This is a genomic window from Marinobacter maroccanus (genome assembly GCF_002933275.1).
GTDB lineage: Bacteria > Pseudomonadota > Gammaproteobacteria > Pseudomonadales > Oleiphilaceae > Marinobacter > Marinobacter maroccanus.
On sequence record NZ_PSSX01000020.1, the window covers coordinates 17,211 to 38,805 of the forward strand.

A 21,595-nucleotide genomic window follows, 5' to 3' on the forward strand; every position below is an offset into this window, starting at 1 on the left:
CGACGCAGGTTTTTTTGTGCCCTGGATTTCTACTGATTCCAGAACTGGACGGCCGCCCTCGCCTGATCATTAACCGGGACGGCGACCAGGCCCGAGGAGGAAAGCTTTACCTCGAAAACAGCCCCATCCCGCATCGGCATGAAGGTCATGCTCCCATCGACAGCCTCCAAAAACGGCAAGTTGAACTGCTGATCCCACTGCCAGAGATCCGGCCAGATGCCCCCGGCAAGTCCGATGACGGTTCTGGGAGCAGACCGCTCCTGCTCCAGGGACGTATACCGTCCGCTCAATTGCTCCAACCGATAGCCCGGTGCGATATCAAGCCATCGGAAGGGCCCGGAAAATCGGATAATTCGGGCGTCGATCTGCCACTGATCCCCTTGAAGTGTCCTTACCGCTGCTATTTGCCCCTGACTCTGGAGCGTAACCTGCCAGATCTGCTCAGCCTGTCGCTGCGTGGAGATGGTTGCAACGGTCTGCATACCGACCAATGGCCGGTAGCTGGTGAGATTTACCGCAACCGCCAGAACGTAAAGCCCGGCAAGAATCACGGCAAATACCGCCATTCCCTTCAGCCAGGTCAGCAACCAACGGGGGTGCCTGAAAAACAGCAGGCCCGCGATCACCATTACCGCGCCTGAAGCGGCCAGTACAATGGTTGCGAGCGTATGGGACATGAAACTACAAACCTACATCGTCCAGCGACGATTCTGCCAGCTTCAGCAGGTCAACGTTGCGATCTTCGCTCTTGCCGATGCTCTCGATGTAGTATTCCAGCGAGGTCAGCGCGTCGGCAAGTGCCTCAAGGACCTGAGCTGCCGGGGCTTCCTTGGCATCCAGTAAACGCTCCTGAATGGAGGCTGCTACACGCTCAAGAACCCCTGCAGCTCCGGGGTCATTGACCATCTGCAGACCACCCCAGATGCTGTGCAGGGTTGCAGGCAGGTTGGCCAAATGGAGTTTGTCATAGTCGGATTCAATAAACGCAGTAATCGCGCGTTTTGCCAGGGTCAGCGCTCCACGGGCCTCATCGGCAACTACATACAACGCCTCACGAAGATACACAGACTCTTCACGCTTGCGCTCGCCTCCGGCAAGTGCGTCGGTTTCCGAGGTGATACCCCGGGTCACGATCTGCATCACGGCATCTTCAATACCAAGCACGGAATCAGCCAGACGGTATAGCTCATCATCACCGGGCAACCGGGACTCTTCTTCCCAACCGCGCAATTTACCCGCTTCTTCCCGGGAAATGCCCGCCAGCTTGTTCAGGTCGAGCATGACCAGCGTGTTGGCAAGACGCTCGAGGGCATCAGCAATGGAAGACAACTCTGCCAGATCCGGCTCAATACCACGCTCGATAATGTCCAGTTTGTCTTTCAACTGGTTCAATTCATCCTGCAAGGCTTCTGACAGGGATTTGAGAACATCGCTGCCAGGGCCATACAACCTGCGCGCATGGGCCTCGAGCATGGAATCGGGGAAATCGGCCGGTGCGAGATGGTAAGCCGAGAGTACCTGGGTAACTTCAGGGTTAGCGGAGCCACTGCGGTATAGCAGGTAGACCAGATCCCGGATCAGCGAATCCGGCGCGTCTTTGCCAGTGGCGACCTTTCCCACGTAAACCACTTCCCGGGCGTATTTTTCAATCCGCATGAACATGCGCTTGCGGGCCTTGCTAAATACCATCGCCCGATCAAGCATGGTATCCGCAACGATGCTAACGAGACACCACATCTGCCCCATGGGGGCACCCTGGCAAAGGCGCGCGAGACCCCGGGACGCCCGCCCGATCAGCTTCTTGTTCACCGCGTCGTTGCGGTCGCGCAGAATACCCAGAAGTGCCACCTGAAAGGTCAGGCGCATGCGACGGGCCATGATTTCGTAATCAGCCTCATTGCCTTCAAATGGCTGTAAAGTCAGGCCGGCACAGAAATCGGGGCGTTCCTTGACGTCGACATCGAAAAAGCAGGATTCGGGATAGGGCTTCTCCCGTCGAGCCTCCCGAAGATCATTGATAACAGGAAGCAGCAATTCGGGATGATCTTCCCTTTGCTGGTGGTAATACTCTACATAGCGGCGGAGAATAAACAGAGCGCTGTTGAGTGTGGTGAGGAGGATGTTTTTGTCGTCGTTGGCACCAACGGGTACATCGTTGGCCATGGTGACCGCTTCCTGGCAAAGCAGGGTGCCGCCACGAAGCTCCACCAGGATAAAAATGCCCCGCAACTGATTGATGAAATCAACGCAGTTCTGGAGATCCTCACCCCTTTCGCGGTTTTCCTGAAAGCGTTCAAGGCTGGATTCTGCCTGCTTGATGGTCTGTTCTATTTCACTTTTGACCAGATCAAACGACTGCGATTTCGTCGCGAGAGACGACTGAACCATAAACGCTTCCCGTTAATGTTGCGGAGACTACCGCATCTTCTTTGGTGGTCACTGGTCGGGCAATAGCGGACCAGGCCTTTTTGTTCTGGGCCGGTTAACCCCTTTTCCGGCCAAAGCCAGTTCGCAAAAAACTGGCGAACTTATCATTACTTATAACATAAAACTCAAGTACCTCAAGAAAGGCGGAATGTAACATTTGGTACAGACCGACCCAGTTCTCATTCTGCGCTCTGGAGTTTGGCCCAAACGGTTTCGCCGGCCTGTTTTTCGAGCAGCGACATGAACTCCACGTGGGCTTCATTTTCCGCACTGGAGGCGCGAACCACCGAGAGTGGTGCCCTGTCCGCGGGTAGCCTTCTGATTCCGCCGTTGCCGCCACCGTTTTCGGATCCCGCATCCAGTGACAGCGCGGTCTGGCCACCGGTGAGCAGCAGGTAAACGTCGGCCAGGATCTCCGCATCCAGCAACGCCCCGTGGAGGTCACGGTTGCTGTTGTCCACGCCGTAGCGCTTGCAGAGCGCATCCAGGTTGTTCTTCTGGCCCGGATGGCGGGCCCTTGCGATGGCAAGAGAATCGACAATTGAGCAATGGTCAGCGGTTTTGCGCACCGGTTTCAGCCGGGCGAATTCCGAATCCATAAAGCCGACGTCGAAGGCGGCGTTATGGATAACCAGTTCAGCCCCTTTTATAAATTCGAAGAACTCGTCGGCAATCTCGGCAAAACGGGGCTTGTCGGCCAGGAACTCGTTGGTGATACCGTGAACGGTTATTGCTTCGGCCTCGACCTCACGGTCCGGATTGATGTAAACATGATAGTTGCGCCCGGTGAGCTGGCGCTCCATCAGTTCAACACAGCCGATCTCAATGATCCGATGGCCTTCGGCGGGATCGATACCCGTGGTTTCTGTATCCAGTACGATCTGTCTCATTACCTGTCCTGGTTATCTGCTTTTATGCGTTGGAAAGCTCTTCGACACCGCGGTTGGCGAGTTCATCCGCCAACTCGTTGTCGGGAACACCGGAGTGCCCCTTTACCCAGTGCCAGTTGACCTTGTGGCGGGCGACTTCTGAATCCAGCTCGCGCCAGAGATCTTCGTTCTTGACTGGTTTTTTCGCAGAGGTTTTCCAGCCATTGCGCTTCCAGCCTGCCATCCATTCGGTGATCCCCTTACGCACGTACTGCGAGTCCGTATACAGCTCTACCTCGCAGGGGCGCTTAAGAGCCTCCAGGCCCCGAATGGCCGCCATGAGCTCCATACGATTGTTGGTGGTTTTGGCTTCGCCGCCGTGCAGGGTTTTGCGATTATCACCATAGCGCAAAACCACACCCCAACCGCCTGGGCCAGGGTTGCCCTTACAGGCGCCATCTGTATACAGGATTACCTTGCCGGCCATTCAGTCTCCTGGATCGGTTATCAATAATTCACTTTAGCTTGCTTACGGGCGCGCCACTTCGGCTGCAGCTTCGGGAGGCGCCAACAGTGCCAGTCCCCGGCAGGGCAATGACCTTGCTTTGTCGCCAAACCGGGCGTCTCGGCAGCCGTGCATGCACGCGTTTTTTGGCAAGGATACAGTAATAGGCGCCCACTGGCAGGAGCCGATTTCCAGACAGGCGGCTGTCAATCCGGCTCACTGGTTTGCGGCCGGCGCGTTGCAGTGGGGTTCTGAAAAAACGGGTAACAGACGCCTCGACATTGAACCCCAGGAGGTGAAGCCAGTCTTCCATCCGCCCGCGCAACAGAAAACGACCGCCCCAGGGGCCCTCGCTGCTTCTGGTCATCAATTTGCGAGCGCCCCAGAGGCTGAGCGGATTAAAGCCGAACATGGCCATGGTGCCCTCTCCCCTGAGTACTCGCGCAGCCTCCCGAATCACCTGGTGCGGGTAGGGTGAGAAGTCAGCAGTATGGTGCAATACCACGAGATCCATGGAGTCACCCGGAAAGGCCAGCTCGTCGGCATCGCAAATGGCAACTCCCTCGGGTATGTGGGGATACCATCGGGGCGCTGTTATGATCTTCTGGGAGAAATCCGTGCCCGTGGCCAGTGGTAGCCGATGGCTTATGCCCACCTGCAACTGCCTGGCACCTGTCAGACGCTGGAGTTCGGCGTCGACAAACCGCCTCTGATCCGCCAGCAGTGCCCTGCCCAGCGGCGTCTGGAACCAGCGCTCAAAGCTCTCATGTCTGGCCGAATAATCAACTGCGTCGGATTCACTCACCAATGCGCCACTCCCGGAAGCCCGAACCTTTGGTTGGGGCCTTGTATTTAATGCTCTATCATATCAGTCACATTCGATAAGCACATGTGGGGCCCTATGCTGACCATTTCTGCCATACCCGCCTTCAGTGACAACTATATCTGGTGCCTTTCCGACCCTTCCAGCGGCAAAGCGCTGATTGTCGATCCAGGCCAGGCCCAGCCGGTTCTCGATCATCTGGCCGAGAACAGTCTGAAGCTCGACACCATCCTGGTGACCCATCACCACCCCGATCATGTTGGCGGTGTCAAAGAACTGATTTCCCGTTTTCCGGATTGCCGTGTAACCGGTCCCGCTGAATCCCCTTTCAAGGGTAGTACGAATCTGGTTCACCCGGGCGATGAGGTGATCTGGGAAGACATCACCTTCCAGGTTCTCGGTGTGCCCGGTCATACCCTGGACCATATTGCCTATTTCACGGACGTCGAGGTTAATAACCGGCCAGTCCTGTTCTGCGGTGACACCCTGTTTGTGTGTGGTTGCGGCCGCCTGTTCGAAGGTTCTCCGGAGCAGATGCGCCAATCTCTTCAGACCCTGAGGGCGCTGCCGGGCAAAACTGCCGTTTATTGCGCCCACGAATACACCCTCGCCAATCTTCGTTTCGCCCGCAGCTGGCTTCCGGAAGATGAAGGACTCCGGGATTTTGAGCAGCAGTGTCAGAACGCCCGCAATGAAGGCAAACCGACTGTTCCTTCCGTGCTTGAAGAGGAGAAGCGGCTGAATCCCTTCCTGCGCTGGGACGACCCGGCTGTGGTGGACTCCGCCCGTGCCTATTGCGCCAGCCACGGCTTGCCGGCAGATTCCGATAACGCCATTTTTGCGGCTATCCGCCACGGCAAGGATAACTTCTGACGCCCGGCAATACGCACTTAACAAATCCTCTCACAGCCGTAACGAGAGGTTTCTTGACGCTTTAAAAAGCGGTCCCATAGAATCGTTTCAACTTTGTGACCGTAAATTGTTCAATATGCCGGGTTTTCAGACTCTGAGCCCGGCTTCAACCAGTAACCGGATGCCTTTATGTCGGTCGGACGATTGTCGTTGTTGTTTTTAACCGGAGCCCTCGCAAGTGGCTGCAGCAGCCTGATCAGCCAAGGTGAGGAAAACCCGCTGAACACGCAGGAAGTCACCGTTGCCGCGGGCGATGAGGGGCTGAAGAAGGCTGTCGAAACCGGGGAAAACGGAGACGCGGCCCGCAATGAGCCACTGGACGAGGCCATTGCGCCTGAGCTGAAGGACGCTGCCAGGGATGCCCGTGAAAAGCTCGACAATCCGGTTCAGAAAACCGCGGAAACAGAGGCAGCCGAGCAGGATCTTTGGGGCCGACTGCGCTCGGGATTTGTACTGGACCATGACATCGACAATCAACGCGTCCGGGACCAGCTGAACTGGTATGCCCGTCACCCCGGATACATCGACCGGGTGGTGGAGCGTGGTAGCCGCTACCTTCATTACATTGTTAATGAGACCGAAAAGCGAGGCCTGCCAGCCGAGTATGCCCTGCTTCCAATTGTTGAAAGCGCGTTTGATCCTTTCGCCTATTCCCATGGCCGCGCCGCGGGCCTCTGGCAATTCATTCCGTCAACCGGAAAGTACTTCGGCCTGACCCAGAGCTGGTGGCACGATGAGCGTCGGGATGTTATTGCCGCCACCGACGCCGCCCTGACCTATCTTGACCGCCTTGCCAACCGTTTTGATGGCGACCATACCCTCGCCCTGGCCGCTTACAACAGCGGTGGCGGCACGGTCTCAAGCGCCATGCGCCGCAACCGGAACAGCAACAAGCCGACCGACTTCTGGTCCTTGCAGCTGCCACGGGAAACGCGCCATTACGTTCCCAAGCTTATTGCACTGGCTAAGATCTTCGACAATCCCGAGGCCTATGGCATCGAGCTGCCAGCCCTGAAAGACGAGCCCTACTTCGAGGCGGTTGAAACCGGCTCCCAGCTGGATCTTGCCCAGGCGGCGGAACTGGCCGGCGTGGATGTTGATGAGATCTACCTGCTTAACCCGTCCTACAACCGCTGGGCCACCTCACCGGACGGCCCTCACCGATTGCTCGTTCCAGTTCAGAACGCTGAGAACTTCCGTGCGGCACTGGCGCAAATTCCTGCCGATCAACGGGTTTCCTGGCGCAACTATGAGGTTAAATCCGGCGACAGCCTTAATTCAATTTCCCGGAAATTCTCCACGACACCGTCGGTACTCCTGCAGGTGAACAACCTGAACAGCGATCTGATACGTGTCGGCCAACGGCTGATGATACCTTCCGCTTCCAAGGGCAGCGACGCTTACGCCCTGAGTGCCTCCCAGCGGCTTGAGCGCAAACAGGAGCGAAAGCGGGATGGGAACAAGGTGCGCTACACGGTTCGCAAAGGTGACACATTCTGGGATATTGCCCGCGAGCACCGGGTTTCTGTTCGGGAAGTTGCTGCCTGGAATGGTATGGCACCCGGCGACCCGCTGATGCCTGGCAAGGAACTGGTTATCTGGTCCAAAACCAGTCAGCCCACCGTGATGGCCGCCAACAGTGGCCGTGGTGAGGCGATGGTTCGCAAGGTAGGCTACCGGGTGCGCAAAGGCGACTCCCTGGCCCGGATTGCCAGCCGGTTTTCCGTGAATGTGCGGGATATCGCAAGCTGGAACGATCTGAATACGGCCCGTTATCTGCAACCCGGGCAAAGTCTGGTACTCTACGTTGATATCCGAAACAGTCCCTGACGTGCGAGACTCATGACAAGAACACGGAAAGCCTCATCCCTTACGTCGTTTTTTTCAGCCCTGGCAATTATTGCCACACCGCTCATCTCTCCGTTTTCCGTCGCCAAAGAGGCAATGCCAACACATGGCATTGCCATGCACGGCGAAACCAAATATCCGGCAGGTTTCAGTCACTTCGATTACGTTAATCCGGACGCCCCGAAAGGCGGCACGCTGAAGATGGCCGTCGTCGCCAACGGCTTCGATTCCTTCAATCCGTTTGATATCCGGGGTGTGGCTGCGGCGGGAATCAGCACCTACCTCTACGACACTCTGCTGGAATCCTCCGACGATGAGCCCTTCTCTGCCTACGGTCTGATTGCCGAATCCCTGGAAACCCCCGAAGACCGCAGCTACGTGGTATTTAACATCCGGGAGCAGGCGCGGTTCCACGATGGCGAAGCCATCACCGCCGAGGACGTGAAATTTTCTTTCGACACTCTCACCACCAAGGGACATCCTTTCTTCCGGAACTACTACGCGGACGTCAGCACCGTCACGGTAGAGGGCCCTCGCCGGATACGTTTTGATTTCAGTGACACCAGCAATCGTGAGCTGCCGCTGATCCTCGGCCAGATGCCAATATTGCCATCCCATTACTGGGTCGATCGTGAATTTGGCAAGAATGGCCTCAACCCACCGGTTGGCAGTGGCCCCTACCGGATTGGCAACTTCGAGGCTGGCCGATCCATAACCTATGAACGGGCTGAGGATTATTGGGCCAAAGACCTGAGTGTCCGTAAAGGCCGGTTCAATTTTGATCGGATCACCTACGATTACTACACCGATGACACCGTGGCTCTGGAAGCCTTCAAAGCCGGTAGTTTTGATTTCCGACTGGAATCCTCTGCCAAGAACTGGGCCACCGCCTACACCGGTCAAAGATTCGAGAATGGCACGATTATCAAAGAGGCCATTGAGCACCATCGCCCCTCGGGCATGCAGGGCTTTGCCTTCAATACCCGGCGCAAGGTGTTTTCCGACCCGCTCGTGCGCGAAGCCCTGGCTTATGGTTTCGACTTCCAGTGGGCCAACAAGAACCTGTTCTTTGACCAGTACACCCGCACCGACAGCTATTTTGAGAACAGTGACCTCGCTTCCTCGGGTCTTCCCACCGGCCGTGAACTGGAAATACTCGAACCTTACCGGGATCAGTTACCCGAAGATGTGTTTACCGAGGAGTACCAGCCACCCACAACCGAAGGTCAACAGGGGCTGCGCGAGAACCTGAGAACCGCGATGGAGCTGCTCAAGTCCGCTGGGTATGTCATCCGCGATGGCAAGATGGTAAACGGCGAAACAGGTGAACCCCTGGCGTTCGAGATCCTGCTGTTCCAGAAGAGCTTTGAACGGGTGGTTTTACCCTTCAAAAACAACCTCGGCCGGCTTGGTATAGATGTGACCGTCCGCCTGGTAGACAGCAACCAGTACATCCAGCGCCTGCGGGAATTTGATTTCGATATGATTACTCAGGTGTTCGGCCAGTCGGATTCACCGGGCAACGAGCAGCGGGAATACTGGCATTCCTCCACCGTGGATGCCAAAGGCTCAAGGAACTACATGGGCGTGAACGATCCGGTGATCGATGAGCTGGTAAGCATGGTGATTCAGGCACCGGACCGTGAAGAACTGGTGCATCGGGTTCGTGCGCTGGACCGTGTTCTCCTGCACCATCACTATGTCATTCCCCATTGGCACCTGAGAAGCGACCGAGTTGCCTACTGGAACCATCTCCAACGTCCGGCCGAGACGCCCAAGAACGGCATCGACCTGGACAACTGGTGGGCGAAGCCCTGAGGAAAACGCCGCTAAATGGGCATCTACATACTCAGGCGTCTGGCGCTGATCATTCCCACGCTGATCGGAATCATGCTGCTCAATTTTGTCATCGTTCAGGCCGCACCAGGCGGCCCGGTTGAGCAGCTTATTGCGGAAATGGAAGGCCACGGCGGCAGCGCTCTGGCCCGGGCCTCCGGCGGCGGTACCGGTGGTGAGGTAGCGGATTCCTCTGGCGATACTCGCGGTTCCCGGGGTATCCCCGAGGAGCTCCTGAAGGAAATCGAAGTCATGTATGGCTTCGACAAACCGCCTCATGAGCGTTTTTTCAAAATGCTCGGCGACTACGCCACCTTTAACTTCGGCGATTCCTTCTTCCGGGAAAAGAGCGTTATTGACCTGATCCTCGACAAAATGCCCGTATCCATTTCACTGGGCCTCTGGTCGACACTCATCATTTACTTTATTTCCATCCCCCTGGGTATCCGAAAGGCCGTTACGGATGGTTCAAGGTTTGATGTCTGGACCAGCTCCGCCATTGTGGTGGGCTATGCCATACCGGGCTTCCTGTTCGCCATACTGCTGATCGTGCTTTTTGCCGGCGGCAGTTATTTCGACTGGTTTCCGCTGCGGGGCCTGACGTCTTCGAATTTCGACGAACTTACCTGGTATCAGAAAATCGGTGACTATTTCTGGCACCTGGCGCTGCCGGTCACCGCGAATGTGATTGGAGGGTTTGCCACTCTGACCCTGCTCACCAAGAACTCCTTCCTGGACGAGATCGGAAAACAGTACGTGGTGACCGCCCGCGCCAAGGGGCTTGACCAGAAAGAAGTGCTGTATGGCCACGTGTTCCGGAATGCCATGCTGATTGTGATTGCCAGTCTGCCCGGCGTTCTGGTCGCTCTGTTCTTTACCGGCTCACTGCTCATTGAAGTCATTTTCTCCCTGGACGGGCTTGGGTTACTGGGCTTTGAGGCTGCTCTGAACCGCGACTATCCGGTGATCTTCGGCACCCTGTACATATTCACCCTGATGGGACTCATCCTGAAACTGATCAGCGACATCACCTATGTCCTGGTCGACCCGCGGATCGATTTTGAAAGCCGGGAGGGCGCGTGAGCTTCCGTTCCCTCACTCCGATCCAGCAAAGACGCCTGCGGAATTTCAGGAAGAACCGTCGGGGTTTCTGGTCGTTGTGGGTCTTTCTGGCGCTATTCGGCCTTTCGTTAGTGGCAGAACTGATTGCCAACGATTCTCCACTGATCGTGTCCTACAAGGGTGATCTGTATTTTCCGGTGGTCCAGTCCGTGCCGGAAGAGACCTTCGGCGGTTTTCTGCCCACCGAGGCGGATTATCGGGACCCTTTCATCGCCGACGAGATAAGCGCCAACGGCTGGATGGTCTGGCCGCCGATCCGGTTCAGCTACAACACCATCAACTACGATCTCGAGGTACCCTCACCGGCGCCACCGAGTGCCGAGAACTGGCTGGGGACCGACGACCAGGGGCGAGATGTTGCCGCCCGGGTGATTTATGGCTTCCGTATCTCAGTGCTGTTTGGTCTGACCCTGACGATTGCCAGCTGCATTGTTGGCGTTATTGTTGGTGCCATCCAGGGATTTTACGGCGGCAAAATCGATCTGTTGGGCCAGCGATTTATCGAGATCTGGTCCGGTCTGCCGGTACTGTACCTGCTGATCATTCTTTCCAGTATTGTCCAGCCGAATTTCTGGTGGCTGCTCGGCATTATGCTGTTGTTCAGCTGGATGGGGCTGGTAGATGTGGTCCGGGCGGAATTCCTGCGGGCCCGTAACTTCGAGTATGTGAAGGCTGCCAGAGCGCTCGGCCTGGACAACCGCAAGATCATGTTCCGGCATATCCTGCCCAACGCCATGGTGGCCACCCTCACCTTCCTGCCGTTTATTCTTACAGGCGCAATCACCGGGCTGACCTCTCTGGATTTCCTCGGCTTTGGTCTGCCCTCCGGCTCACCGTCCCTCGGTGAGCTGATTGCCCAGGGCAAGGCCAATTTGCATGCACCCTGGCTGGGCATTTCTGCCTTTGTCTCGTTGTCGCTGATGCTCACCCTGCTGGTGTTTGTGGGCGAAGCCGTGCGCGATGCTTTTGATCCGAGGAAGAGCTGATATGAACCAACTGCTTCAGATCTCCGACCTCACCATCTGTTTCGATCAGGGGCCCGCGGCAGTTGAATCACTGTCGCTGGCTGTTCGCGAGGGCGAGACCCTGGCCCTGGTGGGCGAAAGCGGCTCCGGAAAATCCATTTCCGCACTGTCGATCCTGCGCCTCCTGGACGCACGCCATGCCAGCTACCCCAGCGGGCAGATACGCTACCGGGGTGAAGATCTGCTGACTGCGACCGAGAAGCGAATGCGCCAGATTCGGGGCCGGGAGATTGGCATGATCTTCCAGGAGCCAATGACGTCCCTGAACCCATTACACACGGTGGAAAAACAGATTGGCGAGACTCTGGAATTGCACAAGGGAATGCGGGGACCTCAGGCCAGGCAGCGCTGTCTGGAGCTGCTGGAACTGGTAGGTATACAGAGCCCGGAAACCAAGCTGGGCGCTTATCCCCACCAATTGTCAGGTGGCCAGAAGCAGCGGGTGATGATCGCCATGGCCCTGGCCAACGAACCAGACCTTCTTATCGCGGACGAGCCCACCACTGCCCTGGATGTGACCGTACAGAAACAGGTTCTCGAGTTGCTCCGGGATCTTCAGAAGAAACTGGGGATGGCCATTCTGCTGATTACCCATGACCTGACCATTGTGCGACGCTACGCGGACCGTGTGGCGGTGATGGAGCATGGAAAACTCGTGGAAGAAGCCGATACCGACACCCTGTTCGCAAGCCCGCAACACGCCTACACCCGAAAACTGCTGGATGCGGAGCCTCCGGAAGCTCCCCTGGCCCTGGGTAAACGCGCGGAGCCATTGCTGGCCGTTGAACGCCTGGACGTCCGCTTCCCGATCCGCAAAAATCTCCTTGGCAAGGTCAAGGAATCGTTTCATGCCGTACAGAGTTTAAATTTTCAACTCAATCGGGGTGAAACACTCGGGATCGTCGGTGAAAGCGGCAGTGGCAAAACCACCATAGGCCATGCCCTGCTCAAGCTTACCGCCAGCACAGGCAGCATCCGCCTTGCCGGAGAAGAGCTGGCGTTTATGAACCAGAAGGAATTTCGGCCCTGGCGGCGGCGTGTCCAGATCGTCTTCCAGGACCCTTTCGGGAGCCTGAGCCCGAGAATGTCCATTGCCGAAATCGTCCGGGAGGGTCTGGAAATTCATGACGCGGATAACGCCGCCGAACATGACCAGAAAGTGATTCACGCGCTGACCGATGTCGGCCTGGATCCGGAGGCACGCCACCGGTACCCCCACGAATTCTCCGGCGGCCAGCGCCAGCGAATTGCCATCGCACGGGCTCTGGTGCTGCAGCCCGATCTGATCATTCTGGATGAACCCACTTCTGCCCTGGACCGAACGGTGCAGAAGCAGGTCATTGAACTGTTGAGGGATATCCAGACCCGTTATGGTCTAAGCTATATCTTTATCAGCCATGACCTGGCCGTTGTCCGCGCCCTGAGCCACAAGCTACTGGTGCTGCAGCATGGCCGGATCGTGGAGTATGGTGCCGCTGCCGAGATCTTCCATACACCTCGCGCGGATTATACCCGCGAGCTGCTGAATGCCGCGTTCTTTTACCAGAACACAACTACGACTATTTGAGCGTTACCCCGGCCAGAGCACTCAGGGATAATGCACCCAAATCAGGAACACAGGGAGAACGACCCATGGGAATCCTCAGTGGCAAGAAAGCACTGATCGTTGGCGTAGCCAGCAAACTGTCCATTGCTTACGGCATCGCCGAGGCATTCGCCCGCGAAGGCGCCGAACTGGCATTCACCTACCAGAACGAAAAGCTCCAGCCACGGGTTGAGACATTCGCCGAACAGTGGGGCAGCAAGCTGACCTTCCCCTGCGATGTCGCCAGCGACGAAGAAATCGAGAATGTCTTCAAGGAGCTGGGCAAGCACTGGGACAACATCGACATTATTGTTCATGCCGTTGGCTATGCCCCGGGTCACGAGCTGGACGGCAACTACGTGGACGTCACTACCCGTGAAGGCTTCCGCATTGCCCACGATATTAGCTCCTACAGCTTTGTGGCCCTGGCCAAGGGTGCCCGCAGCATGATGCACGAAGGCAGCTCACTGATTACCCTGAGCTATCTGGGCGCCGAGAAGGTTCTTCAGAACTACAACGTGATGGGCCTGGCCAAGGCCTCCCTGGAAGCCAACGTTCGCTACATGGCTGCCAGCCTGGGCCGTGACGGCATTCGCGTAAACGGCATTTCCGCCGGTCCGATCAAGACCCTGGCCGCCTCCGGCATCAAGAGCTTCCGCAAGATGCTGGCCGAAAATGCCAGGCGTGCCCCGCTGCGCCGGAACGTCACCATCGATGAAGTGGGCAATGCCGCCGCGTTCCTGGGTTCCAACCTGTCCAGTGGCATTACCGGCGAGATCATGTACGTGGACGGCGGCTTCAACATCACCGGGATGGGCGAACTGGAAGAGTAAGTTGCCCTCCCCGGATGCAGAAGAGCCGGCTTTATGCCGGCTCTTCTCGTTTAAGGGCGCGGTGTTTTATCAATCCTGGTCCATCGCCGACGCCACGGCTTCTACCCACTCAACGTAGGCTGTTTCGTCGGACTCGATAATCCGCACGCCCACCAGAAACCCTGACTCATTTGGTCGACACCAGACTACTTCAACCATTAAACCGAATGGCTCGGCGTGGTTCCCGAGGTATACGCTCGCTGGTAACAGGGCGCCCAGAGACAGGGGTTCCCCGGAAGACAGACAAAGACCGCTCGCAGAAATATCACGAATACCGCAGACGAGTTCCTTTGCCTCGGGCATTGCCTCTTCCGGCAATCCGGATTCAAGCTCAAGAATTGCACGGGCTCGTGCGGTCAGGCGGTAATCGGCACGGTTATCCTGATCAACAGGCGGATCATTCCGGGTTCCAAAGTTGTAATCGTTATCTGCCATTGTTGTTTTTCCTGCTTCGGCAATGTCAGTTGCGGCCTACACGGATTCGGCCAACAACCCTGCTTAGGGTCTCATCGAATTCTGCCGAGGTTCCCAAAACCCGGATCCGGCCTTCGACAATCCCCTGCACAAGGGCGTCCTCGAGAAACTCACGTCGGTTAAGGCCCAGGCGATCCACAAACACCAGCTTCCTGGACGCATTGATGCGCACGGCCAGTTTCAGACGGGTCGGCTGGCCCGACACTTCATCTGGTTCAACGACAATCCAGCCTCCCAGCTTGATGGCGTCCACCTGTTTTTCTGCCAGCAGCGTGCGTTCCTTCCGGATCCGTTCTTCCTCGGCCTTTTCATCGGCGATGCGCTGGTCTTCAGCGGCCTGACGCTGGCGCTCCAGTTCTGCTTCCCGCTCCGCTTCCTCAGCCCTGCGTCGTGCCTCAGCGGCCTCTTTCTCCCGCCTCAACTCCTCGGCCCTGAGCCTTGCGGCTTCCGCGGCCTGTTCCCTCTGCCGACGCTGTTTCTCACACACACGCGCCAGCAGTTCGACGGTTTCCGACAGAACCGTCCCAAACGACGTCAGCTTTGGCAGGGGCCGGATCTGTTCTTTTGCCAGGGCCGCCTGGAATTCGCCCCAGGTCTGCAAACCCAATTTTACCCCGGCGCCGTTGGTCCAGAGGATTTCTGCCGACTCGGGTAGAAACGCGTAGAAATAACGCCGCTGCTCTCCGGTACCCTCGCCCTCGACAAACCACTGCTCCTCATAAGGTTCAAAGGCTTCTGCGGCGGGCACCTCGAAGGTCAGCCAGTTGCTATCCCATTGGAAACTCCCCGCTGCCGGTAACGCCTCCACCAGATCGGGTGCCTCTCCTCTGAGCCTGGAAACCATGACAGCTTCGATACCTGCCAGAGACTCCGCCGGGAGCGCTTTGTTGTAAACCCGCTTCCAGACGTCGAGAATACGGTCACCGATCTGCTCACCAACGTGATACAGGCGGTTCCTGTCTTCGTCGGACAGCGAGGGATCGCCGATCCAGACCAGCCATTCAAGAAGCTTGCTGCCATGCCGGAAGGTCTCACCTTCCAGCCCCGTGTCCCAGACCGACTGCTTCAGCAGGCCCTGCCAGTAATCCAGGATAAACCGAACAATTGGTATCGGAAGTCTGCGGCCCTGAAGAGCACGGCCGATGAGCGCCCGGGCAGTCTGGTCGGCCTTGCGCTGTCTGGCAGCCCCCTGCTCAGTTTCCAGCAGGCGCTGCCTGAGCTTTCCCGCCTGGGAATCCCTCCTGGCGGCATCCTCCTGCCATTGGTGACAGAAATCTTCCACAGGATCTGTTCTGCCAGATTCGAAACTGGCAGACACCGCGATAACCAGCGAGTCCAGCTGGTCGAGCAGCACTTTGGACGAACGGCCTCCGGAGTCACTCCAGCCCCGCCACTCCTGCAAACTGTCCAGCCAGGATAGAACCGGCTTGCTGAACGCCTTTTTTCCTTCGAGATCCATTCGCCAGGCAAGGTAGAAACGCAGCCTTGCCACGCGGCGGGCGAGGCTCGGGTGCAGGCCACTGGTTTTCAGGAAGACATCCATGATGCGGTCGGCAACGTAGGCCGCGTTAACCTGGCGTGCTGACCACTCCAGATGGACAGAACGGATCACGTGGGTGACGCGCTCATTGCGCTGTTCGGACCAGCAGGAAATCAACAAAGGGCGCCAGTCGCTGACAGCGTCGGGTTCGAGCTTGCCCGCCGGGTATGGGAGGTCAGGAACACGTATGCCGGCCAGGACATCGTCTATCTTGCCTGAAACCGTTGCGACGGAAGGCACATCCTTCGGTCTCTGCCTGTTTTGCGACATCCGTTCCCCATACCTAAGAAGCGTTGAAAAGGCCCTGTAAATGACGCAGTATAACCAACTCGCCGGGGTTTACCGCAACCGTGCACCGGCGTTATTCGCGTTAATCTGCAACCCTGTTGGCACAATGAATAGTCCATCAGGGCTGCAACGATCAGAATCGGGGAAGCAGAACAACATGTCGGGCAACAAACTAGAGAATCTGAATGTGGCGAGCCAGGAAGCACTGATCACTCCTGAAGCGCTGAAGAAGGAGATGCCGCTCTCCGACAAGGCCGCAGAAACCGTCTCAAAAGGCCGTCAGGCCATTTATGACATCATGGACGGCAAAGACCACCGGCTGTTTGTCGTGGTGGGCCCCTGCTCCATTCACGATGTCGAGGCCGCCAGGGATTACGCCGCGCGTCTCAAGAAGCTTGCCGATGAAGTCAGCGATACCCTGCTGATCGTTATGCGTGTCTATTTCGAAAAGCCTCGCACAACCGTTGGCTGGAAAGGCCTGATCAACGACCCGCACCTGAACGATACCTTTGATATTGAGCAGGGCCTTCACATCGGTCGTCGTCTGCTGCTGGATATCAACGAACTTGGCCTGCCCGCAGCCACCGAAGCGCTCGACCCGATTTCCCCGCAGTACCTGCAGGACACTATCGCCTGGTCCGCCATCGGCGCCCGTACCACTGAGTCACAAACTCACCGGGAAATGAGCAGCGGCCTGTCCATGGCGATCGGTTTCAAGAACGGCACCGACGGCAGCCTGGACGTTGCGGTGAACGCGATGAAATCCGTGTCTCACCCCCACAGCTTCCTGGGCATCGACCAGCAGGGACAGGTGGCGATTATCCGCACCAAAGGCAATAACTACGGCCACGTTGTTCTTCGTGGTGGCGGTGGTAAACCTAACTACGATTCCGTGAGCGTCGCCCTGTGCGAACAGGCGCTGGATAAAGCAGGTTTGCGCAAGTCGATGATGATTGACTGTAGCCATGCCAACTCCAGCAAGGATCCGGCCATTCAGCCACTGGTCATGCAGGATGTGACCCATCAGATCCTGGAAGGCAATACCTCGATCCAGAGCCTGATGGTGGAGAGCAACATCAACTGGGGTAACCAGTCTATCCCCGAGAACCTGGCGGACCTGAAGTACGGGGTGTCCGTGACAGACGCCTGTATTGACTGGCCAACCACGGAAAAGGCGATTCGGGATATGCGCGACAAGCTGAAAGACGTACTGCCCAAGCGCAAGATCGGCTGATCAACGCCTGATGTAAAACGGGGAGTCTCAGCTCCCCGTTGTCATACCCCCACCTATCCAATCCAGCCTTTCTCTCAGCGCCACCACGTTGCCGATAATCACCAGTGTTGGCGGTTGGACCGCTTCCGCCTCCACCCTTTTGACGATGTTGCAGAGATTCCCTGTCACCACACGCTGATCCCTTGTAGTCCCTTTCGAGACCAATGCCACGGGCATATCCTGGGACATGCCATGGGCGACCAGCTGCCGGCAGATAATCGGCAGGCCAACCAGCCCCATGTAGAACACCAGGGTCTGGTTGTTTTGGACAAAGTCCTTCCAGGGTAGATCGCAGGTGTCGTTCTTGAGGTGGCCGGTCACGAACCGCACAGACTGAGCGTAGTCCCGGTGGGTCAGAGGAATGCCGGCGTAGGCGGCACAGCCGGAGGCGGCAGTTATACCCGGCACAACCTGGAACCGGACGCCGGCATCGGCGAGGGTTTCAATCTCTTCGCCACCGCGACCGAAGATAAACGGATCACCACCCTTGAGACGAACCACCTTTCGTCCCTGTCTGGCCAGGTCTACCAGCCGCTGATTGATCTGATCCTGAGGCAAGGTGTGGTTGGCCCGCTGCTTGCCAACATGAATCATCTCGGCGGTGTCCGGGATCATGGCCAGTATTTCCGGAGAAACCAGACGATCGTAGAGGACAACCTCAGCGGACGTAATCAGCCTCCAGGCCTTGAGTGTCAGCAGTTCAGGATCTCCCGGCCCGGCCCCGACCAGGGCCACCTCGCCTGCAGATGTGTTCGGATTCGAGGTAATCGGGTTCACCCTGTACCTTACTGGTGCAGGGGTTGCACCAACGCCCTTCCCTGGTGCGTTATCTGGCTGATCACTCATTGGATTCTGTCGACGCCTCCCATATACGGCTTGAGAACCTCCGGAACCACAATGCTGCCGTCTGCCTGCTGGTAATTCTCCATGACCGCAATCAGGGCGCGACCAACGGCAAGACCCGATCCGTTCAGGGTGTGGACGGGTTCGGGCTTTCCGGTTTCCGGGTTACGCCAACGGGCATGCATGCGGCGTGCCTGGAAATCACGGGTATTGGAGCAGGAAGAGATTTCACGGAACTTGTCCTGCCCCGGCAACCAGACTTCCAGGTCGTAGGTCTTGGCCGCCGAAAAGCCCATGTCGCCCCCACAGAGAGCAACAACGCGGTACGGCAGCTCCAGCAACTGAAGCACCTTTTCGGCATGGCCGGTCAGGGCTTCCAGCGCGGCGTCTGAATCCTCCGGACGAACCACCTGGACCAGCTCCACCTTGTCGAACTGATGCTGACGGATCATGCCCCGGGTATCCCGGCCGTAGGAGCCCGCTTCGCTGCGGAAGCAAGGCGTATGGCAAACCATCTGCAACGGCAGCTCTGCGGCATCAAGGATCGAGTCCGATACCAGGTTGGTGGCAGGCACTTCCGCAGTGGGAATCAGGTACAGTGGATGCTCGCCCTCGGTTTTGAACAGATCTTCCTCGAACTTGGGCAGCTGACCGGTGCCGTAAAGGCTATCGGCATTGACCAGGTACGGTACGTAGGTCTCCAGGTAGCCATGCTCGCGGGTATGCAGATCCAGCATGAACTGGGCCAGTGCCCGATGCAGCCGCGCTACCGGTCCGCGCATGACCGCAAACCGTGAGTGCGCCAGACGGGTAGCAGTCTCAAAGTCCAGGCCTTTCAGCCCCTCGCCCAGGGCAACATGGTCCCTGGGCTCGAAATCAAAGTTCCGCGGCGTGCCCCAGGTGCGAATCTCGACGTTGTCGTCTTCACTGTCCCCTGCCGGAACATCTTCATCCGGAAGATTCGGGATACCGGCCAGGAAGGCGTTGAGTTCTTCCTGCAGGGTGCGAAGCTCGTCCTCGGCTTCTGACTTCTGTTTCTTCAGGTCTTCCACCTCGTCCAGCAGTGGCTGGATATCCTCACCGGCAGCCTTGGCCTTACCAATGGACTTGGATCGCTTGTTCTGCTCGCTCTGCAGGGTTTCCGTGCTTACCTGGAGGGCACGACGGCGTTCCTCAAGCTGCTCGAAGGCGGCGGTATCGAATTTGAAATTCTTGATGGTCAGCCGACGGGCGATCTCTTCTGTCTGGGTGCGGACACGTTTGGGATCGAGCATGATTATCCTGAATCTTCCGGTTAGCGATGTTTTGAATGACTGGCCATTATACCTGCACTGGCGCTCGTGGCTACCGCAACAACAGGCTCAGGTGTAGCGTTTGCGGGGACTTTCAGCGTTACGGGAATCCAGACGCTGGCGCTTTTCCGCCAGTTTGATCTCAAGCCCGCGGTTTACGGGCTCATAATACCGGCGCTGATGAATGGCCTCGGGCAGGTAGGACTCCCCGGCGGCGAAGGCTTCGGGTTCATCATGAGCGTAGCGGTAAGTATCCCCGTGGCCCATGCTTTTCATCAGTTTGGTGGGCGCATTACGCAGGTGTACTGGCACTTCATAGTCCGGATCCTGGCGGATGTCCGCCATGCACCGATTGAAGGCGTTATAAACAGCGTTGCTCTTGGGCGCCAGGGCCAGGTAGGTCACTGCCTGGGCCAGCGCCAGCTCCCCTTCCGGAGACCCCAGGCGTTCCTGAGCGTCCCAGGCCTCCATGCTTAGCTGCAGGGCTCGCGGATCGGCATTACCGATGTCCTCACTTGCTATCCGCACCAGGCGGCGGGCAACATAGAGCGGATCACAGCCGCCATCGAGCATCCGGCACAGCCAATACAGCGAGCCGTCCGGATCTGAGCCACGAACGGATTTGTGCAGGGCCGATATCTGGTCGTAAAACACATCGCCGCCTTTGTCGAACCGACGCAGGCTGGTCTGCATAACCTGTTCGAGCTGATCGGCCGTGACACGGTCGATTCCGGACTCATCCGGCTCGGCCAGATCCGCTGCTACTTCCAGGATGTTCAGGGCGCGGCGAGCATCACCACCAGACGCAGAGGCCATCAGGGTCAACACGTCGTCATCAACCCGCAGGCGCCCACCAAAGCCCTCGTCAGCTGTCAGCGCACGGCGTAACAGCTGGAGAATGTCCTCTTCCTCGAGGTTCTTGAGCACGTAGACCCGGGTCCGGGACAGCAAGGCGCTGTTAAGCTCAAAAGAGGGATTCTCGGTGGTGGCACCAACAAAGATGAAGGTACCGTCTTCAATGTGAGGGAGAAACGCATCCTGCTGGCTTTTGTTGAAGCGGTGCACTTCATCCACGAACAGCAGTGTATCCCGGCCCTGAGACTGCTTCCGATTGCGGGCGCGTTCCACAACGGCCCGGATCTCTTTCACACCGCTCAGTACGGCAGAAACCGTCTCGAAGCTGAGGTCGCTGACGTTCGCCAGAAGTTGGGCAAAGGTGGTCTTACCTACTCCGGGAGGCCCCCAGAGAATCATGGAGTGAAGCTGGCCCTGCTGGACCGCGCGCCGAAGCGGTTTGCCGGGCCCAACCAGGTGGACCTGGCCGACATAATCATCCAGGGTCGCGGGCCGCATTCTCGCGGCCAAAGGCCGGAACCCTGCGGATTCCGCGAATAGGCTGTCCTGCATCAGGCCCCGTCCCGGATAATATCCACACCCTCCGGGTAGTCGAGGGTGAACGCTCCGGCTTCAACCGGCTCGTTGAGCCTGATCCGGTCAAAACTCAGCACACTCAGTTGGGCCAGGGAGTCCTGCATGCGCATCTCCTGAAGCTCACCCTTGAAAAAGGTCAGTCTCAGGGAAGTAAACAGGGAGTCCGGGCTCCGTGGTTCCAATGTGAATTCACGGGTGTTGTCCCCGATCTGGCGACCGGACACCTTGTAGGTTTCCTCCAGGTTATCCACCTCACCGCTGAGCAGGAGAGCCGGGGTGGATTGCACCCGGTCATCGAGATTGTGGATCGTGACCTGCTCAAGATCCGGGTCGTAGACTTCCACCGTTTCGCCATCACTCACAATAAACTGCGAAAGGGGCGCACTGGTTTCCCAGTAAAACAATCCAGGGCGCTTGGCTTTCAGGGAACCCCGGGTTTCCTGAACCTTGTTACCATTCTCGTTGACCACAATCTGGATAAAATCCGCCTGATAGGATTCGTAGCTTTTCAGCAACGAGGCCAACTCGTTCGCGCTATCGCTGCCTTCGCTCGCACTCACAGGGCCGGCAATAAACACCGCCATGATCAGGGTGGCCAGGCATTTCAGAAAAGACTGTTGCATTAATCCT

18 protein-coding genes and 1 pseudogene are annotated in these 21,595 nt (G+C 57.6%); 8 read left to right on the plus strand and 11 right to left on the minus strand.

The genetic code is table 11. The features are described 5' to 3' along the window. Positions 1-29: 29 nt before the first annotated feature. The 5 genes from KEHDKFFH_RS17145 to KEHDKFFH_RS17165 all read right to left on the minus strand — a co-directional run bounded on the left by KEHDKFFH_RS17145 (position 30) and on the right by KEHDKFFH_RS17165 (position 4,606). The gene (locus tag KEHDKFFH_RS17145) at positions 30-677 is read right to left on the minus strand and encodes a multidrug transporter (protein ID WP_104323037.1); all 648 of its coding nucleotides are present in this window, start codon (positions 675-677) and stop codon (positions 30-32) included. Positions 678-681: 4 nt separating this feature from the next. Next, positions 682-2,388: a FimL-related protein gene (locus tag KEHDKFFH_RS17150; protein ID WP_104323038.1), complete on the minus strand. Its 1,707-nt coding sequence runs from the start codon at positions 2,386-2,388 to the stop codon at positions 682-684. A gap of 218 nt (positions 2,389-2,606) precedes the next feature. Then, positions 2,607-3,317 carry a DNA polymerase III subunit epsilon gene (gene dnaQ, locus KEHDKFFH_RS17155; protein ID WP_104323039.1) on the minus strand — a complete coding sequence of 237 codons (711 nt, stop codon included), beginning with the start codon at positions 3,315-3,317 and terminating at the stop codon, positions 2,607-2,609. 22 nt (positions 3,318-3,339) lie between these two features. Continuing rightward, the gene (rnhA, locus tag KEHDKFFH_RS17160; RefSeq protein ID WP_104323040.1) at positions 3,340-3,783 is read right to left on the minus strand and encodes a ribonuclease HI; all 444 of its coding nucleotides are present in this window, start codon (positions 3,781-3,783) and stop codon (positions 3,340-3,342) included. Between the two features lie 28 nt (positions 3,784-3,811). Beyond that, positions 3,812-4,606, minus strand: a complete 795-nt coding sequence (locus KEHDKFFH_RS17165) for a class I SAM-dependent methyltransferase (RefSeq protein ID WP_104323083.1) — start codon at positions 4,604-4,606, stop codon at positions 3,812-3,814. 96 nt (positions 4,607-4,702) lie between these two features. Between KEHDKFFH_RS17165 and gloB the strand changes: the two genes are divergently transcribed. From gloB to KEHDKFFH_RS17200, 7 genes are all read left to right on the plus strand, one after another. Next, complete coding sequence (gene gloB / locus KEHDKFFH_RS17170; protein WP_104323041.1) at positions 4,703-5,497, plus strand: hydroxyacylglutathione hydrolase; 795 nt, start codon at positions 4,703-4,705, stop codon at positions 5,495-5,497. Between the two features lie 168 nt (positions 5,498-5,665). Further along, positions 5,666-7,366, plus strand: coding sequence for a LysM peptidoglycan-binding domain-containing protein (locus KEHDKFFH_RS17175; RefSeq protein ID WP_104323042.1), 1,701 nt, complete (start codon positions 5,666-5,668; stop codon positions 7,364-7,366). A 12-nt stretch (positions 7,367-7,378) separates the two neighbouring features. Continuing rightward, on the plus strand, positions 7,379-9,202 hold the full coding sequence (locus KEHDKFFH_RS17180; RefSeq protein ID WP_104323043.1) for an extracellular solute-binding protein: 1,824 nt from the start codon (positions 7,379-7,381) through the stop codon (positions 9,200-9,202). A 15-nt stretch (positions 9,203-9,217) separates the two neighbouring features. Then, positions 9,218-10,303, plus strand: coding sequence for a microcin C ABC transporter permease YejB (locus KEHDKFFH_RS17185; RefSeq protein ID WP_104323044.1), 1,086 nt, complete (start codon positions 9,218-9,220; stop codon positions 10,301-10,303). Then, positions 10,300-11,328 (plus strand): ABC transporter permease, encoded by a 1,029-nt coding sequence (locus KEHDKFFH_RS17190; RefSeq protein ID WP_104323045.1) that lies wholly within the window; start codon positions 10,300-10,302, stop codon positions 11,326-11,328. The genes KEHDKFFH_RS17185 and KEHDKFFH_RS17190 overlap by 4 nt, the downstream gene beginning before the upstream one ends. Before the next feature lies 1 nt (position 11,329). Further along, positions 11,330-12,934: an ABC transporter ATP-binding protein gene (locus KEHDKFFH_RS17195; protein WP_104323046.1), complete on the plus strand. Its 1,605-nt coding sequence runs from the start codon at positions 11,330-11,332 to the stop codon at positions 12,932-12,934. A 65-nt stretch (positions 12,935-12,999) separates the two neighbouring features. Further along, the gene (locus KEHDKFFH_RS17200; protein WP_104323047.1) at positions 13,000-13,785 is read left to right on the plus strand and encodes an enoyl-ACP reductase FabI; all 786 of its coding nucleotides are present in this window, start codon (positions 13,000-13,002) and stop codon (positions 13,783-13,785) included. A 69-nt stretch (positions 13,786-13,854) separates the two neighbouring features. On the opposite strand, the gene KEHDKFFH_RS17205 is transcribed toward KEHDKFFH_RS17200, so the two are convergent. Together KEHDKFFH_RS17205 and KEHDKFFH_RS17210 are read right to left on the minus strand one after the other, a co-directional pair. Continuing rightward, on the minus strand, positions 13,855-14,259 hold the full coding sequence (locus KEHDKFFH_RS17205) for a PilZ domain-containing protein (protein WP_104323048.1): 405 nt from the start codon (positions 14,257-14,259) through the stop codon (positions 13,855-13,857). A 25-nt stretch (positions 14,260-14,284) separates the two neighbouring features. After that, complete coding sequence (locus KEHDKFFH_RS17210) at positions 14,285-16,108, minus strand: DUF1631 family protein (RefSeq protein ID WP_104323049.1); 1,824 nt, start codon at positions 16,106-16,108, stop codon at positions 14,285-14,287. 175 nt (positions 16,109-16,283) lie between these two features. On the opposite strand from KEHDKFFH_RS17210, the gene KEHDKFFH_RS17215 reads away from it, so the two are divergent. After that, positions 16,284-17,360: a 3-deoxy-7-phosphoheptulonate synthase gene (locus KEHDKFFH_RS17215; RefSeq protein WP_008171726.1), complete on the plus strand. Its 1,077-nt coding sequence runs from the start codon at positions 16,284-16,286 to the stop codon at positions 17,358-17,360. 27 nt (positions 17,361-17,387) lie between these two features. Here KEHDKFFH_RS17215 and cobA read toward each other — a convergent pair. The 4 genes and pseudogenes from cobA to lolA form a co-directional block, all read right to left on the minus strand. Next, positions 17,388-18,254: pseudogene (cobA, locus tag KEHDKFFH_RS17220) on the minus strand (uroporphyrinogen-III C-methyltransferase); the annotation flags it as partial. Further along, positions 18,242-19,516: a serine--tRNA ligase gene (gene serS / locus KEHDKFFH_RS17225; protein ID WP_104323051.1), complete on the minus strand. Its 1,275-nt coding sequence runs from the start codon at positions 19,514-19,516 to the stop codon at positions 18,242-18,244. The gene serS and the pseudogene cobA, both read right to left, overlap by 13 nt. A gap of 87 nt (positions 19,517-19,603) precedes the next feature. Continuing rightward, complete coding sequence (locus KEHDKFFH_RS17230) at positions 19,604-20,941, minus strand: replication-associated recombination protein A (protein ID WP_104323052.1); 1,338 nt, start codon at positions 20,939-20,941, stop codon at positions 19,604-19,606. After that, positions 20,941-21,588: an outer membrane lipoprotein periplasmic chaperone LolA gene (lolA, locus tag KEHDKFFH_RS17235; RefSeq protein ID WP_104323053.1), complete on the minus strand. Its 648-nt coding sequence runs from the start codon at positions 21,586-21,588 to the stop codon at positions 20,941-20,943. Before lolA ends, KEHDKFFH_RS17230 begins: the two co-directional genes overlap by 1 nt. Positions 21,589-21,595: the final 7 nt, after the last annotated feature.